This window comes from Flavihumibacter profundi (assembly GCF_020076305.1).
GTDB lineage: Bacteria > Bacteroidota > Bacteroidia > Chitinophagales > Chitinophagaceae > Flavihumibacter > Flavihumibacter profundi.
The window spans coordinates 603,450-618,936 of sequence record NZ_JAIQXE010000001.1 but is presented as its reverse complement, the minus strand read 5'-3'; the positions used below and the strand labels follow the sequence as shown (position 1 = coordinate 618,936).

Genomic DNA, 15,487 nt, shown 5'->3' with positions numbered 1-15,487 from the left:
ATATTTATACAAAATCTTATCTTTCTGGAGTTAATAAAAGCAAATGACTGAGAATTTTTTATTATATAATGCAACGGCAATCCGGTTATACAATGAGTATGCTTCGAAAATGCCGATAATTGATTATCACAACCACTTACCGGTTAACCAGATTGCAGGTGACATTCAGTTTGAAAATATTACCCAGGCCTGGTTGTATGGCGATCACTATAAGTGGCGGGCCATGCGTACCAACGGTGTACCAGAGAAATACTGCACAGGAGATACGAGCGATCGCGATAAGTTCAAAGCCTGGGCAGAAACAGTACCTTATACCCTGCGAAATCCGCTTTATCACTGGACCCACCTGGAATTACAACGATATTTCGGTGTAAACGAATTCTTATCTCCTGCCAATGCTATGCAGGTTTTTGATAGTTGTTCTCATCAATTACAAACGCCTGCCTTTAGTGTGAAAAACCTGCTACGAAAAATGAACGTGCGGTTATTATGTACAACTGATGATCCGGTTGATTCCTTAAACTTTCACCAAAAGTTAAAGGCAGACCAGTTTGACATTCCGGTGTTGCCCGGGTTTCGTCCCGATAAAGCCATTGAAATCACAAACCCGGAAATATTCAACGCCTACCTCAGCCAGTTGGAATCGGCTTCCGGGATTTCCATAAACCGGTTTTCTGATTACCTTGATGCTATAAAACAGCGGCACGATTTTTTTGCAGCAAATGGTTGTGTTGTGGCAGATCATGGCCTGGAAGAAATTTATGCTGTTGACTTCACGGAAAGGGAAGTCAGCAAATCTTTTAACAAGGTCCGGAATGGTCTGAAAGTTTCTCCAATTGAATATCAGCAATTTAAACTTGCAATGCTGCTGCAGCTAGCTGAATGGCACCATGAAAAAGGCTGGACCCAGCAATTCCACCTTGGGGCAATACGCAACAACAATAGCCGGATGCTGGCTAAACTTGGACCGGATACCGGATGGGATAGTATCGGTGATGCGCGGCATGCTAAGCCCCTGGCTGCTTTCCTCGATCGTCTTGATAAAACTAACCACCTTACTAAAACTATACTATATAACCTTAACCCGGCTGATAATGAAGTTTTTGCCACCATGACCGGCAACTTCAACGATGGTTCCATCGCTGGTAAAATCCAATGGGGTGCAGCCTGGTGGTTCCTGGACCAAAAAGACGGTATAAAGCGCCACCTCGATGCCTTGTCCAATGCTTCGCTTGTGAGCCGTTTTGTAGGCATGCTTACCGATAGCCGCAGTTTTCTTTCATTTCCCCGCCATGAATATTTCCGGCGGATCCTTTGCAATACATTCGGTGAAGAAATGGAAAAAGGGGAATTGCCCAATGACCTGACCTGGATCGGCCAGGTAATTGAAAATATCTGCTACAACAATACCCGTGAGTTCCTGTTCACCCGCCGGGAAATACCCGGCGGGTGAACAATTCATCCTTAAAAAACCACCACTCATACAATATGTAAATCGCAAATATTTCAATGATTTTTAACTTGGCATTTTAATTTATCAAAATCATTAAAAATTAAACCTCCATGAAAAAAATCATGCTCTCATTGGGTGGGATTGCGGCATTGCTGGCCATCGGGATTACAGCCTGCCAGAGCAATCAGGCAAAAGAAGTTACCAACGTAACCCCAAAACTCTCTAAGGAAGAATTGGTTAAAAAGGGTGAATACCTGGTTAACACAATTGGCTGCGATGATTGCCATTCTCCAAAAATAATGGGACCAAAAGGCCCGGAAGTTGACCTGGAACACCGTTTTGCAGGATTTTTGCAAGACCATCCAACACCGCCGGCAGACAGCAATGCACTAAAAAAAGGATGGGCATTATTCGGCCCTGAACTTACTGTTGCTGTTGGGCCCTGGGGCACTTCCTACGCAGCTAATATTACCAGTGATTCAACTGGTATCGGTAACTGGACCGAAGCACAATTTTTTAAAGCCATCCGTGAAGGAAAATACAAGGGACTCGATAATAGCCGGCCTTTATTGCCGCCAATGCCCTGGTATAATTTTGCCAAATTAACTGATGAGGATATCAGTGCAATTTTCAATTACCTGAAATCTACAAAACCGGTTAAAAATGTAGTGCCTTCTCCTATACTGGCTTCACATATGTAAACAGACTTGAAAAAAATTACCCGGCGGGTATTACCCGCCGGGTGAAATAGGCAAAAAATAAGGGAATGGCTTCCAGACCATTCCCTTCGTGTGTGTAGCTACCAGGTAGCATGTTGAATTACTGGTTCAACTTCTTTGTTTGTGTACTATAGGTACTTTCGAATATTTTGTCTGCATTCCCGGCTTCAAAGCCTTCACGCCTGTGTTCGCGCCTGATCTCATTTTTACCCAGGTGTAGAAAAGGATCAAGCAGTTTCCTTTCAGCAAATTCAACGTATGATCCTGCAATTGCATGTTCTACCCCATCTGCAAAATGTGCATTTACCATGCGGGCAATGGTAGAAGATTGGGCAAGTTTTCCATCCGGACTGGTTTTAATTTTTCCACCGGCATCATTCAAAACAAAACCATTTCGCTCCAGGAATGCATTGAAACCTTCCATGGTATCATAACCTGGTTTCAGGTTGTGCACACTAACGGTAAAATGGTTCAGGTAATAGCGGTTATATATAACCCAGGCCGCGTATTCACTTTCTGCTGTTAACTCCTGGAAATCGCTCCAGCCAGGCGTTTTCCAAAGTCCGCTGTGCAAAAACCGGTCAACTGCTGCTGCGTCATCAAGGTTGATGGCATCTACAGGATCACTGGTCACTTCGCTGGTATACGAATAAATTATTTCCTGTGCCCGGCCCGACAACTCTTTAACCCGCAATTCGCTGATAAAAATGCGCGGAAATTCGGGCGAAGGTGGTGCGTACCAAAAGGCATCCAATTTCTTTTCAGGGAAATAATAAGGCTCGCGACGCTGGTAACCAAAATGAAGGAAAATCTTTTCCAGTGACCGGATGCCCAGGTTAGGTACGCCCATAGTGCGAAAGGCAATATGGTCATTTTCGATATCAGCAGCCGAGCTGATCAATCCTTCTGCAATCATTGCCTGAATTACTCCCTGAACATCTGGGACCCTTTCCTGGTATCGCCGCATCAGGCCATCGAGGACAATTTTCAAATTATTCGTATTTACGTTCATCATTCCTATTTTATTAATGCTGGCTCTCGTATAAGCTGCCATTTTTGGTTTTAATAAACGCCTGGTAGGAAATTTCTTCCTGTTTGATAAATCCTTTATTCGCCAGGGTTCCGTTAGCCACCATCTCCACTACAGCGGCAACAGATGCAGCAGTCGTCCAGCTTATGGCGCGCCATTCCTTGCCATTGATCAAAATGGGATGGTAGGCATGGTAAAACTCTTCACGGGCCAATTGGTCGCCCTTCCACCCTTCAACCACTGCATATACGTATACTACATCCTCGCGTACAGGTGGCTTTGCCTCTGTAAGGATTTGCTCAACCAGTTCCCGCTTTTCCTTCAATATCAATTCATATAACAGGAAACGCATCAGCTTAGCATGGCCCGGGTATCGCATTGTTTTGTAATTCAGGGTATCAACCTTGCCGGAAAGGGTTTCACACATTGTGCCCAAACCACCGCTGGTAGTAAATGCCTCAAATTCCTGTCCTTCAATGTTGATCATTTCTACGCCTTCCAAAGAAGGCACCATTTTGCGCTCCCCATTGTGGATCACTTCTGCATCATTAATGTATTCATTAATTACCCCTGCAGGAGACCAGGTGAAGGAATACCCCATCAAACCATTCGGATAACGCGGCAAAGCACCAACACGCAATTCTACATCGCGCAATTTTGTAAAGCGGCCATATAAATCAGCGCCAACAATACCAATAAAGCCTGGTGCCAATCCGCACTGGGGCGCCATCACCCCTTTTGAGGTTTTGGCCATTTCCCGGATGGCAGCGGTTGTGGACACATCTTCAGTCAGGTCAAAATAATGGATGCCCAGTTTGTAGGCAGCCTGGGCTACCGGCAGGTTCAGGTTATAGGGAAGGCAGGATACGACCGCATCTTGCCCTGACAGGAAATTCTCCAATTGTGCGGTTTCCTTAATTGATCCCGGCACAACCTGGAATGGCACATCAGTAGCAGGTTTATTCTGGTCAAAACCGGTAACGGTAAAAAGATCACTCAGCAAGGTTCCTACTAAAGAACCAACTTTGCCAAGTCCAATTACAGCAACTTTCTTCATTATTATGAAGTTTAATTTGTAAATAAATGAATTACAGAAAAATAATCAATAAGAAGGGTACAGCTATATGGAAAAGGTCAGGGAATGTTGGCACAGGATGACCGCAGAAAGGACAGGAAAGCTCCAAATATGTTAACTACATCATTCATGCCTGTGAAATGTGTACTTTTGAATACGGCACCAAAATTACGGTTTTAGAACAAAAAAGCCTGTAATTGAATAATATTTTACTACCTTTGCCAACCTTTTAAAAAGGTACTCATGAGCAGCAGACGGGAATTTGATATTGCTTTTGTAGGATTAAAGCCTGGTATTCATGAGTTTGAGTATACCATTACGGACCGTTTTTTTGAGCCGTATAAAGAGCAGGATTTCCATAATTGTGTAGCGCAGGTGAAATTGTCGCTGGACAAAAAGACTGGGTTTATCCTATTGAAATTTGAAATTGGCGGAAAAGTTGAAGTGGTTTGTGACCGTTGCGGAAGCACTACTTTACCCTGGAACCTCTGGGATGAATTCAACATCGTGGTTAAACTGGTGGATAATCCCGAGGAAATGAATGAGCAGGAAGAAGATCCTGATGTATATTATATATCAAGGGGAGAGAGCCACCTGCATGTTGCAGATTGGATCTATGAATTCATTGTTTTGAGCCTGCCCATGCAGAAAATGTGTGCAGAAGAAGAGATTGGCCAGCCTTACTGTAATATGGAAGCGCTGGAGATGCTGAAGAAAATGGGGCCGGAAGAATCAAAAGACGACAAAGGCAACCCATTATGGAAAGGGCTCGAGAAGTTTAAAGACCTGGATAATTGATTTTTTGTATTTATAAACTGTTGAGATATGCCAAATCCGAAACGCAGACATTCACAGCAGCGTAGTGCTAAAAGAAGGACGCACTACAAAGCAGCAGCAGCTACCCTGAGTACTGACAGCACAACTGGTGAATTGCACGTACGTCACCGCGCACACGTGAGCGAGGGTAAATTGTTCTACAAGGGAAAGTTGGTTGCTGAGAAAGCACCCATCAAGAAGTAATTAACCTGTACACAATTTTATAGTTTGCCGGAGATGAAAATCGGTCTGGACATGATGGGTGGAGATTTTGCACCGCTCGAAGCGGTGAAGGGTCTGCAACTATTGTTGTCTGAGGACGATGCTCCGGCAAATATTTTTTTGTTTGGCGACGAGTCTTTGGTGCGTCCGCTCCTTGACGAATACGCTATTCCCGCAGACCGGATTACTATGGTGCATGCCCCTGAAATTATCGGCATGCACGAACATCCCACCAAAGCCCTTAAGGAAAAAAAGCAATCTTCGATCGCAGTTGGATTTTACTTCCTGGCGAAAGGAGAGATTGATGCCTTCATTAGTGCGGGAAATACCGGGGCTATGCTGGTTGGTGCATTATACAGCCTAAAAAGTATTGAAGGTGTTTTAAGGCCAACCATTTCAACCATCATTCCTAAAGAAGATGGTAAAACCGGGGTTTTGCTCGATGTTGGATTGAATGCAGACTGCAAGCCGGAAAACCTGAACCAGTTTGCCATTCTAGGCGCCCTTTATGCCAGGCATATTTTAGGAATAGAGAATCCCCGTGTAGGCCTTCTTAATATCGGGGAAGAAGAAGGGAAAGGTAATATCCTCGCCCAGGCAACATATCCCCTTCTGAAAGAAAATGCGCACATAAACTTCGTGGGCAATATAGAAGGACGTGATGTACTGATTGATAAAGCCGATGTTATGGTTTGCGAAGGATTTACAGGCAACATCATCCTGAAACTTGCTGAATCTTTACACGAAATCACCCACCGGAAATCCATCCAGCACGAATACTTCGAGCGGTTCAATTTTGAAAATTACGGTGGCACACCAGTGCTTGGCGTAAACAAACCTGTGATCATTGGTCATGGCATTTCACATGCCAAAGCTTTTAAAAATATGCTCAGGCTTAGCGCCAAGATGATAAAAAGTGAATTGTTCCAGCAAATGGCAGCGGCATTCAGGAATTAAACCTTTTATGCAGGCCATCTTAACCTAATTCTTGGATTTCTTCCAACAAACAAATAAAACCTTCCTTGTTTTCTGAACATTACTTTCAGCCGTGTTGGTCGTAGCAAATTATAAATGGGCTTTTGACCATTGTTTATTCTTTTGTAAAAACAACTTTCAATAGTGAAGCAAATTTTCTTGCTCTTAATACCCAAAAATTCAAATGGGCTCCGTACCTCCTATTACTGGCAGCCATAATTCCTTTAGTTGGAATTGCGGCCAGCCAGCCGGCTTTCCTGCATGCCTAACCGAAATTTAAGGCACTGGATTTACTAGCTCAAGAAGGGCCTTCAGCAATGTAAACGGTTTTGCACGAATTGTCCTATGGTTCTGATTTTTTAACCATTGAAATATTTTCCAGGGATTTTTAGTTTTGCTTTTTGCCAGGTATGCTGGTCCGGCCGCTATTTTACCCATGGCGGCATTTTATGTTCCATTCATTTCGGAAAACCAATGCTGGAATGTATTTCCTCTTATTTCGGCGGAATCATCCCGGGAATCATTGCGTGTTATTCACAACCCACACCCGGTGGTATCGCCGTGCACCTTGGATTGGCCTGGATGATGGAACTGGCGGCAAACCTGGCTACACACTGCATGGTAAGGGGGGGGATTAAAATCGTTATTTTTATCACATGATTCCTGATATTACCAAAGAGATCTTTTTCCAGACTGCACGTAGCGGTGGTAGTGGCGGGCAGAATGTTAACAAGGTAGAAACCATGGTGGAAGGCCGTTGGAATATCGCAAGTTCTTTGCTGATCAGCGAAGAACAAAAAAACACCCTGCTGTCTAAACTGGGCAATAAAATAACGGCCCAGGGTGACCTTTTGGTAAAATCACAAACCGAGCGAAACCAATTGGGCAATAAGGCCCTCGTCATTCAAAAAATGAATGCGCTGGTAAAATCCGCTTTACAGAAAAAGAAATCGCGTATTGCTACCAAGCCTTCCAAAGCCGCTAAAGAGAAAAGGATCGGGCATAAAAAACAACGTGCAGAAATCAAGCAGGGACGCAAAAGAATTGATTATTGAATGGCAAAAAAAACGACCAGCAATGGTCGTTAAAAATCTTCTCTCCTGTAAGCCGGATTCTGTTCCAACCTAAGATGGCCGCTATCATTTATCTGGCCGCGTCATTACTAACGTGGTCTATCTGCCTACCCTCCGGCGTTGGCCCCTTGCGGAACCATTGGACGAGCCGTCCTCAACCACCGGTATACATGGCATTTCAGCATACAAGGTTTACCCCCATTGTACATTGCTATACAATGCCGTAGGCTCTTACCCTACGTTTTCACCTTTTCCCGGCTTTCGCCGGGTAGTTATTTTCTGTGGCACTGTCTGTAAGCGGTTGCCCGCTTCCCGGCCGTTAGCCGGTGTATCGCCCTTTGCTGTCCGGACTTTCCTCGACACTCACGTGCCGCGATAGCGCGGAGAGAAGAATTCAAAGATAGTGAAAATGGATGGCCGTACCTTTCTTTCACTAATATTGAAAATGAATCTCAGTAGCGCCATACCCATAGCTGGGATGGTATTGGTTTACAAAAAACTTTACATTTTTCCGGTGGCGCAGCATATCATGAATCTCATCACGTAACCTGCCACTCCCCACACCATGTATGATGGTCAGCATAGGCTGGTAATGCGCCAGTGCCAGATCATAATATTTTTCAAACTCATTAACCTGCAGCGTTAGTATCTCGTGGTTACTCATTGTCTTCCAGCCATCGGTGAGTTTTTCTATATGCAGATCAACAACTGTACGCGCAGGCGGAAGGTGCTGCCGGGCTTTTGATGCTTCATACAATTTATATCCGGCTGCTGCCAGTTTCCCCAATTCCATTTTATCCTCTTCCACTTTATCGGGATAATCCTTAAAAAGTTGATACGAAAAAGTTGGTTCTCCTTTTTCCTGGATATCCTGGATTTTCATAAAAATCTGCTTGGGCTTTAACTTCAGGGAAGCTTCAAAATGCGGTGCTTTCTTTTTATCGGGATTTAGTAAGGAGAAATCGAAATTAAAAGATGGACTGTCATTTAAATTGGCAAAGGGGATATCATGCAGGTAAAAATCCTGGAACGCCAATACCTGGTTCTTCAATTCAAAATCCGTTTCCCCGAAATATTTTACCTGGTAATTAAAATCATAACCGGTTTCATTCTGGTTATGCAAATGTATCTTCAACAATGTCACCACATCATCCCCAAAATCATCCTGTTCAAACTTTGGTATAAAGGTAATCCAAACACCATTGGGCTCCCGCCTGGGTAATTGTATGATCTTCTCTTTGGGAACTTGGTCAATGAAAGTTTTTGCCACCGGTTTTTTTTCAGGCACAACCTTTTGCTTGGAAAACATTTTGAAATAAGGAAAATCCAACTGGTCGGTATACGCCGGGAACTTAACCCCACGGACATCTACCACAACCATCTTGTCATCAAGGATTTCCGCAACAATACCATCTTCATTGGTGATCTTTACCACCACTTTATCGCCAACTTCAAATTTCATGTCACAAAGATACTCTGTTTATGGAAGTTGACCTTAATTAGGCGCCCCGGCTGCCAGCTTGCTTTTCCGGTAACCATAGAGGAAATAAACGCCCAACCCAAGGGCCATCCACCCGAAAAAAACCATCCAGCTTTTTGCTGGAATTTCTATCATGAGGTAAAGACAGCAAAGCATGCCTAAAACAGGGATAAGAGAGTAATTCCGCAGGAAAGAAAAGAGCCCGATTGCCCAGGCTGCGACCATAAACACCAAAAAAAGCACTTCCTGGTAGCCTTCTGAGCCGATATTTCCTATGGCTTCAGTAATACGATCCTTGAACAAATAGGTAAAGGCAAGAATAATCAGGGGAACAATGATCTTTCCATTAATATACGGCAGGTTGAATTTGCCTGGTTTATTGGCTAGCCTGGGCAACACCAGTACACCACCGCATACTAATACAAAGGCAAATAATGTCCCGATACTGGTGAGGTCAGTCATAAGCTTATCGTCAGCAACCAGGACCGGGATACCTACTACCAAACCAGTTATCAGTGTGGCAAACCAGGGTGTCTGGTATTTACGGTGTATTCTTGAAAATGATTTTGGCAAAAGTCCGCCCCTGCTCATGCTCATCCAGATTCGGGGCTGGCCAATCTGGAAAACCAGCATCACACTGGTTGCTGCCACTACCGCACTTATAGAGATAAAAGTGCCCACTTTCTGCATATTGATTTTTTCAAAAACAAAGGCTAATGGATCGGTTACCCCTTCGAATTCCTTGTAATTTACCAGGCCGGTTATAACCAATGTGGTGACTACATAAATAATAGTACACAATACCAGTGAATTGATCATACCGCGGGGCATGTCGCGCTGTGGGTTGGCACATTCCTCAGCTGTTGTTGAGATTGCATCAAATCCGATATAGGCAAAGAAAACGGCCGACACTCCTTTTAAAACACCGGTCATGCCGTTGGGCAAAAAAGGTGTCCAGTTACCAGTTGTATCCTCCGAAAAAATTATCCAGGTACCAACTATTGCAATAAAAATCAAAACACAAATTTTCAGCGCCACCATAAAATTGGCTGTATTCTTACTCTCCTTTATACCGATATAAGCAAGCAATGTAATTACACAAACAATAAAAAAAGCCGGCAGGTTTATGATAAATGGAAATCCCAGAAATTTTGGAGCAGTGGCATATAATAAAGCATCGGCAGGCTCCCCTGCAGCAATTGCTGTGTCATATACATGTTTGGCCGTTGCATAACCGGTTGTCAGGAAATCTGGCAGTGAAATATGAAACACATTGTGCAGGATATTATTAAAATAACTGCTCCAGCTGATGGCAACTACGATATTACCAATACTATATTCGAGGATCAGCGCCCAGCCTAATATCCAGGCGATCAATTCACCAAAAGTTACATATGAATAGGTATAGGCACTACCGGAAACGGGTACCCGGGAAGCGAATTCAGCATAGCAAAGCGCGGTAAATCCGCAGGTCACTGCTGTGATAAGGAAAAGAAAAATAACCCCTGGTCCACCATTAAATGCTGCAGAACCAATGGTGGAAAATATGCCTGCTCCAATCACCGCGGCAATACCCATAAAAGTAAGGTCTCGCACATTCAGCACTTTTCTCATTCCACTTTCATGGCCATCAGATAACCCCTGTTCATGGTCGCGGATTATCTTATCTATCGATTTTTTTCTGAATAAAGAAGTCGACATGCAGTTGGTTTATGGGGTCAAGATAGGAAAATATGGTCAGTAGTCGCGTTTCACCAGGAACTCTGCCAGTTCACGCAAGGGTTCTTTCCTTTTGCTCACTACCGCAATATCTTCCAGGTTCCTGAAGGCTGCATTGATATATTTTTCCTTTAATTCCCGGGCCCAGTCATCTACGCCACACTGGCGGAAAATAGCCAACACACGTTGAACTTTATCCGTGGGATTCGATTGCATAAGTTGGTACAACTCTTCTCGCTGCTGCATATTGGCGGCTTCCAAAGCTTTTATCTGTAAAAAGGTTTTTTTATTGGCCAGTATATCTCCCCCAACCTGTTTACCAAATTTTTCAGGATCGCCGAATGCATCCAGGAAATCATCCTGCACCTGGAATGCAATCCCCAGGTTGCGCCCAAACTGGTAAATATGTTGCTGGTTGCCTTCTCCCGCACCACCTAATATCGCACCCAGTTTCAGGCTGGCAGCCAGCAATACAGATGTTTTTAATTCAATCATATGCAGGTAGGCATCCATCGAAACGAGGTCACTTTTTTCGAAGTCCATATCGATCTGCTGTCCTTCGCAAACTTCCTTCGCGGTTTTATTGAACAAATAAATAATACGGTGTAACTGGTCCGATTTTATTTTATTAAGGTAATCATAAGCCACAATCAGCATTACATCGCCTGCCAACAATGCGGTCGGTTCACCATATTTTGTATGCACGGTTTTCATACCCCTGCGCAAAGGCGCTTTGTCCATTATATCGTCATGTATCAGCGTGAAATTGTGGAAGAGTTCTATTGCTGTGGCAACATGCCAGGTATTAGGACTGATGGTATCAAATAGTTCATTTCCCATAAGGCAACAAACAGGCCTCACCCTTTTGCCTCCCAGACCCAGAAAATAAGTCGCGGGTTCATACAGGGTCTTTGGCTCCGCGGGAAAATGTGACTGTTGGAAATATATGGCAAATTCTTTCGACAATTCTTCAAACGAATACATACAAATCGGGGTTTATTGCGAACGGCTAAAATAATGGATTTAGTGAGAAGCCCCTCATTTATTGCTTCGTTATTTGGGTGCCTTCACCAGGGTAGTATCTCCCACCAGCATAGGCACGCTGTAATTTCCGGAATCGATGCTTACCCCCTTCAGGTTTTGTTTAATGACCAGCCAGTCAGCACTTGTAATCCCGGTTTTGTATACATAAACATTTTTTAAATGGGCAAGTCCTTTTAACTGCAATAACCCCTTTGTAGTTATTTTTGTTCCTACAAGGTTCAAGGATTGCAGGTTCAATAATTTACTGAATCTGGCTAATTGCGCATCATTCAACGATGTATTACTGATTTGCAACCTGGTCTGTTTTGTGCAGGATGTTAAGCTTGATATGGCAGCATCACTTAGCGGTACCCCATCCATTTTCAGCCAGGCCAATTGATCTTTTATGGAAGCCAGTAAACCAAACAAGGAATCATTTACCGATAATGCTGAAACAAAATTTACCGACAGGTAATTGCTTTCCCTTGCCACCGGAATGACCACTATCCCCGCTTTTTGTAATTGCCCGATCACCGCCATATCGGCGGGTTTCACGGTTTCTGCCGGCAAATCAGTAACTGGAATTGTTTTCTCATCCAATGTACCTTTTTGTAATGCAGCCAATACTGGTTTGATATTCTCAGGCTGGTCAATTTCCTTTATCTTTTTTGTAACATCCATACCAGTGCTGATCCACCAATGCAAAAGACTGATTTCCTTTTCAGTAAGCTGCGATTTATTCCTGGGCGGCATATGCTTTTTCGCATCCAGTGATAACAGCAATCTTTTGATGAGCTCACTTTCTTCCGGCTTTCCTGCTACAACTACTTCACCATCTTCGCCACCTCTTTTTATAAACGCCGGACTATCGAGCCGAAGTTTCCCTTTCTGCTTATTTGCTCCATGGCAACTATAGCACCTTGCTTCAAAAATCGGGTTGATTACATCTTTATAAAGGATAGCGTCGGGTGCATTCGGCATTGCAGCCAGAACCGGTCCGGCCTTGGAAGGACTGCTTAGCATTTCGGTCAGGTAATCTTCGCCATGGGTTAATGATCCGCCAAGGTGACCAGTTATAGTTACCAAAATAAAAATGGCAACTGAAGACCATTTAAGAATGGGCTTACTGGCTGAATTATGGTACAGGTAATACCATGTAATGGACACTATAGCCGTTATTATCCCGAGCCATTGGTGGTTCCAAACCAGGTCTTCAGAATAGTCGGCAGATTGCGATAAAAAGTATCCACTGATGCATGAGAAGATGGCACCAATCATGCCCAACAGAATAGCTAACGATATGGCCGGTTTTATACCTGCATATTTTTCATTTCCGGAAAGCCAATTTAAAATACAGGCGAGTAACAAAATACCAATTGGCAGATGAACCAATATTGGATGAAAACGGCCTATCAGATCAGCAACTGACAATAACATCATAAGGTGGAATTATTGGTAGCGTTTGCGAAGTAACTGCATCATGTAAACATTAACAGCCCATTGATCTGCCAGGGGTTGCCGGGTATAGGGTAAGGTTGGCATATAGTCTGGCGGACCGAATTCAGTTAGTATAGTCATTCTTTCTCCGTTCTTCTTTTTGCGCGCCACAACTTTGTCCCACCATTCCACATGCTGTTTCACAATTGCCTCCCATTCCGGTGCACGCGGATCATTTACCTGCGGGCCTTCGGGATGACCAATACGGGCATGAATATGCGAAACCCTTTCTAGGGCCAGGGTAACAGTTTCAGCCTGGTCGGCTAACATGCTTTCGTGTACATTGCACCAGTGCGATACATCGAAGGTGAGTCGCAGGTCCGGGTATTTTTCAATAAAATTCCTAGCAACATGTGCAGCAAACAGCATCCTGCTGCGATGTGTTTCGTGGCAGATCAATATTCCGGTTTGTTTTGATTGCTTGTTGGTAAAATCTATGAAAGCTTTGTTTTGGTCAAAAGAAAAATAATCCCTTCCCGAATGGCAATTGATGTATAACGGTTTCTGGATGGTTTGCGTGGTAGCCGCTTCAACCATTTCTACAAATGTCTTCAGGTGGGCAGGTTGCTCCGCCTGGTGGCCGCCGCATAAAAAACCAACTGATAAATGGTGTTTTTTCAATGCTGCGAATAATTCGTCCTGGGCTTTTTTTTCAGTTGGCCACCAAACTTCAATTCCGTCATAACCTTCTTTTTTTGCCGCCGCGCAAAAAGCATCAATGCTGCCTTCATAACCCCAGCTTGTGGCTAGAATAATTAATTCAAATCCATTGCCTTTTTCGCCAGGCCATATCGGTGCAGACAAACTATCAAGTGAAGCCAAAACCATGGCTGCCGTTGCTGTTGCCGTATTTTGCAGGAAAGCCCTGCGGTGAATACTCATGCTAATATTTCATTTATGACTTTTCCACCAACATCGGTCAGGCGGAAAGGCCTTCCCTGGAAGGGGTATGTAAATTCTTCGTGGTTAAACCCAAGTTGGTTTAGTATAGTAGCCTGGATATCGTAGGCCTGAACTTTGCCGCTGATACTACTATAACCTATCTCATCTGTTTCACCATGACTATAGCCTTTCTTAATACCGCCGCCTGCCATCCATATCGTAAATGCTTCTGTATGGTGGTCACGACCTTTATAAGGAGCATCGATACCATTCCGGTTCTCCATCATAGGGGTACGGCCAAATTCACCGCCCCAAACCACAAGGGTTTCTTCCAGTAATCCCCTTTGTTTCAGGTCAAGTAATAAAGCGGTGATGGCTTTATCAATAGAGCGGCATTTATTGACGATACCTATGTTCAGGGAGTTGTTGGGGTTATCACCATGGGCATCCCAACCCCAGTCAAATAGCTGTACATATCTAACGCCTTTTTCCACCAGTTTCCTGGCCAATAGCACATTATTGGCAAAACAGGCTTTCCCTGGTTTTGTGCCATACATTTCATGGATATAGTCCGGCTCATCATTTATGTTCATCACTTCAGGAGCTGTGATCTGCATCCGGTAAGCCATTTCATACTGGGAAATGCGCGATAAGATTTCAGGATCATTGTATTCTTCATATTCCTGCTGGTTAGCTGCATTTATGGCATCAATGGAAGCTTTCCGCAAATTACGGCTCATGCCATCGGGGTCTTTTATGAACAGTACAGGGTCGCCCTCACTACGACATTGTACCCCCTGGTAAACTGACGGTAAGAAACCACTCCCCCATACACTTTTACCTGCATCAGGAAAACTACCACCGCTGGTCAACACTACAAAACCCGGCAGGTTCTGGTTTTCAGTTCCAAGTCCATAAGTAACCCAGCTTCCCATGCTCGGGCGGCCCAAACGTGCACTGCCGGTATGCATTAGTAATTGTGCCGGTGCATGGTTGAACTGGTCTGTTGAAACTGCCTTTAAAAAACTTATTTCATCAGCCACTGTACTAAGGTGGGGCAGGTTATCACTAATCCATGCACGACTTTCCCCATGCTGGGCAAACTTTGCCTGGGGTCCAAGCATTTTAGGGACCCCGGTTATGAATGCAAATTGTTTCCCGGCCAGTAAAGAAGGCGGACAATCCTGCCCATTCATCTTCATCAGTTCTGGTTTATAATCGAATAATTCCAATTGCGAAGGGGCGCCGGCCATATGCAGGTAAATGACACTTTTTGCCTTACCCGGAAACTGTGGGGCTTTGGGCAGCAAGGGATGGGCAGGATCAAAAGCAATTGAGGTAGATGCCGATTTAGCGGTATTAGCGCTATTCAGGCCGCAGTTACCGAAAAGGGAACCGATTGCCAATGCACCAAGGCCCATGGCACTTTCTTTCAGGAAATGCCTCCGGGTATGCATTCGTAAGATCGCCGCCTCAGCTTCTTTCAACAATCGCTGATCATGCAGTTCTTTTTGTGTCATGGA

Annotated in this window: 15 protein-coding genes and 1 other RNA gene; 7 read left to right on the top strand and 9 right to left on the bottom strand. The window is 44.1% G+C overall.

What is annotated here, in order from left to right:
• Positions 1 to 43: 43 nt before the first annotated feature.
• Together uxaC and LAQ65_RS02595 are read left to right on the top strand one after the other, a co-directional pair.
• The gene (gene uxaC, locus LAQ65_RS02600) at positions 44 to 1,453 is read left to right on the top strand and encodes a glucuronate isomerase (protein ID WP_224115373.1); all 1,410 of its coding nucleotides are present in this window, start codon (positions 44 to 46) and stop codon (positions 1,451 to 1,453) included.
• A 110-nt stretch (positions 1,454 to 1,563) separates the two neighbouring features.
• The gene (locus tag LAQ65_RS02595; RefSeq protein ID WP_224115372.1) at positions 1,564 to 2,154 is read left to right on the top strand and encodes a c-type cytochrome; all 591 of its coding nucleotides are present in this window, start codon (positions 1,564 to 1,566) and stop codon (positions 2,152 to 2,154) included.
• Between the two features lie 118 nt (positions 2,155 to 2,272).
• Here the strand turns inward: LAQ65_RS02595 and LAQ65_RS02590 are convergent, their stop codons facing one another.
• Both LAQ65_RS02590 and LAQ65_RS02585 read right to left on the bottom strand, forming a co-directional pair.
• Positions 2,273 to 3,184 (bottom strand): DUF1338 domain-containing protein, encoded by a 912-nt coding sequence (locus LAQ65_RS02590; protein ID WP_224115371.1) that lies wholly within the window; start codon positions 3,182 to 3,184, stop codon positions 2,273 to 2,275.
• A 13-nt stretch (positions 3,185 to 3,197) separates the two neighbouring features.
• On the bottom strand, positions 3,198 to 4,259 hold the full coding sequence (locus LAQ65_RS02585; RefSeq protein ID WP_224115370.1) for a saccharopine dehydrogenase family protein: 1,062 nt from the start codon (positions 4,257 to 4,259) through the stop codon (positions 3,198 to 3,200).
• Between the two features lie 261 nt (positions 4,260 to 4,520).
• Between LAQ65_RS02585 and LAQ65_RS02580 the strand changes: the two genes are divergently transcribed.
• The 5 genes from LAQ65_RS02580 (at position 4,521) to arfB (ending at position 7,345) form a co-directional block, all read left to right on the top strand.
• Entirely contained in the window at positions 4,521 to 5,075 is a 555-nt protein-coding gene (locus LAQ65_RS02580; RefSeq protein ID WP_224115369.1) for a YceD family protein, read from the top strand.
• 27 nt (positions 5,076 to 5,102) lie between these two features.
• Positions 5,103 to 5,297 carry a 50S ribosomal protein L32 gene (gene rpmF / locus LAQ65_RS02575; RefSeq protein ID WP_224115368.1) on the top strand — a complete coding sequence of 65 codons (195 nt, stop codon included), beginning with the start codon at positions 5,103 to 5,105 and terminating at the stop codon, positions 5,295 to 5,297.
• 33 nt (positions 5,298 to 5,330) lie between these two features.
• Positions 5,331 to 6,272, top strand: coding sequence for a phosphate acyltransferase PlsX (plsX, locus tag LAQ65_RS02570; RefSeq protein ID WP_224115367.1), 942 nt, complete (start codon positions 5,331 to 5,333; stop codon positions 6,270 to 6,272).
• 384 nt (positions 6,273 to 6,656) lie between these two features.
• On the top strand, positions 6,657 to 6,950 hold the full coding sequence (locus LAQ65_RS02565; protein ID WP_224115366.1) for a hypothetical protein: 294 nt from the start codon (positions 6,657 to 6,659) through the stop codon (positions 6,948 to 6,950).
• Positions 6,947 to 7,345 (top strand): alternative ribosome rescue aminoacyl-tRNA hydrolase ArfB, encoded by a 399-nt coding sequence (gene arfB, locus LAQ65_RS02560; RefSeq protein WP_224115365.1) that lies wholly within the window; start codon positions 6,947 to 6,949, stop codon positions 7,343 to 7,345. The genes LAQ65_RS02565 and arfB overlap by 4 nt, the downstream gene beginning before the upstream one ends.
• A 32-nt stretch (positions 7,346 to 7,377) precedes the next feature.
• Here the strand turns inward: arfB and rnpB are convergent.
• The 7 genes from rnpB to LAQ65_RS02525 form a co-directional block, all read right to left on the bottom strand.
• An RNA gene (gene rnpB / locus LAQ65_RS02555) (RNase P RNA component class A) lies at positions 7,378 to 7,755 on the bottom strand.
• Between the two features lie 41 nt (positions 7,756 to 7,796).
• Positions 7,797 to 8,825, bottom strand: a complete 1,029-nt coding sequence (locus tag LAQ65_RS02550) for a Smr/MutS family protein (RefSeq protein ID WP_224115364.1) — start codon at positions 8,823 to 8,825, stop codon at positions 7,797 to 7,799.
• 33 nt (positions 8,826 to 8,858) lie between these two features.
• Entirely contained in the window at positions 8,859 to 10,544 is a 1,686-nt protein-coding gene (locus LAQ65_RS02545) for an amino acid permease (RefSeq protein ID WP_224115363.1), read from the bottom strand.
• A 36-nt stretch (positions 10,545 to 10,580) separates the two neighbouring features.
• On the bottom strand, positions 10,581 to 11,546 hold the full coding sequence (locus LAQ65_RS02540; RefSeq protein WP_224115362.1) for a polyprenyl synthetase family protein: 966 nt from the start codon (positions 11,544 to 11,546) through the stop codon (positions 10,581 to 10,583).
• A 69-nt stretch (positions 11,547 to 11,615) separates the two neighbouring features.
• On the bottom strand, positions 11,616 to 13,025 hold the full coding sequence (locus LAQ65_RS02535) for a c-type cytochrome domain-containing protein (protein ID WP_224115361.1): 1,410 nt from the start codon (positions 13,023 to 13,025) through the stop codon (positions 11,616 to 11,618).
• A gap of 9 nt (positions 13,026 to 13,034) precedes the next feature.
• Positions 13,035 to 13,964 (bottom strand): sugar phosphate isomerase/epimerase family protein, encoded by a 930-nt coding sequence (locus tag LAQ65_RS02530; protein WP_224115360.1) that lies wholly within the window; start codon positions 13,962 to 13,964, stop codon positions 13,035 to 13,037.
• Positions 13,961 to 15,484, bottom strand: a complete 1,524-nt coding sequence (locus LAQ65_RS02525; RefSeq protein WP_224115359.1) for a DUF1501 domain-containing protein — start codon at positions 15,482 to 15,484, stop codon at positions 13,961 to 13,963. The genes LAQ65_RS02530 and LAQ65_RS02525 overlap by 4 nt, the downstream gene beginning before the upstream one ends.
• Positions 15,485 to 15,487 lie beyond the last annotated feature (3 nt).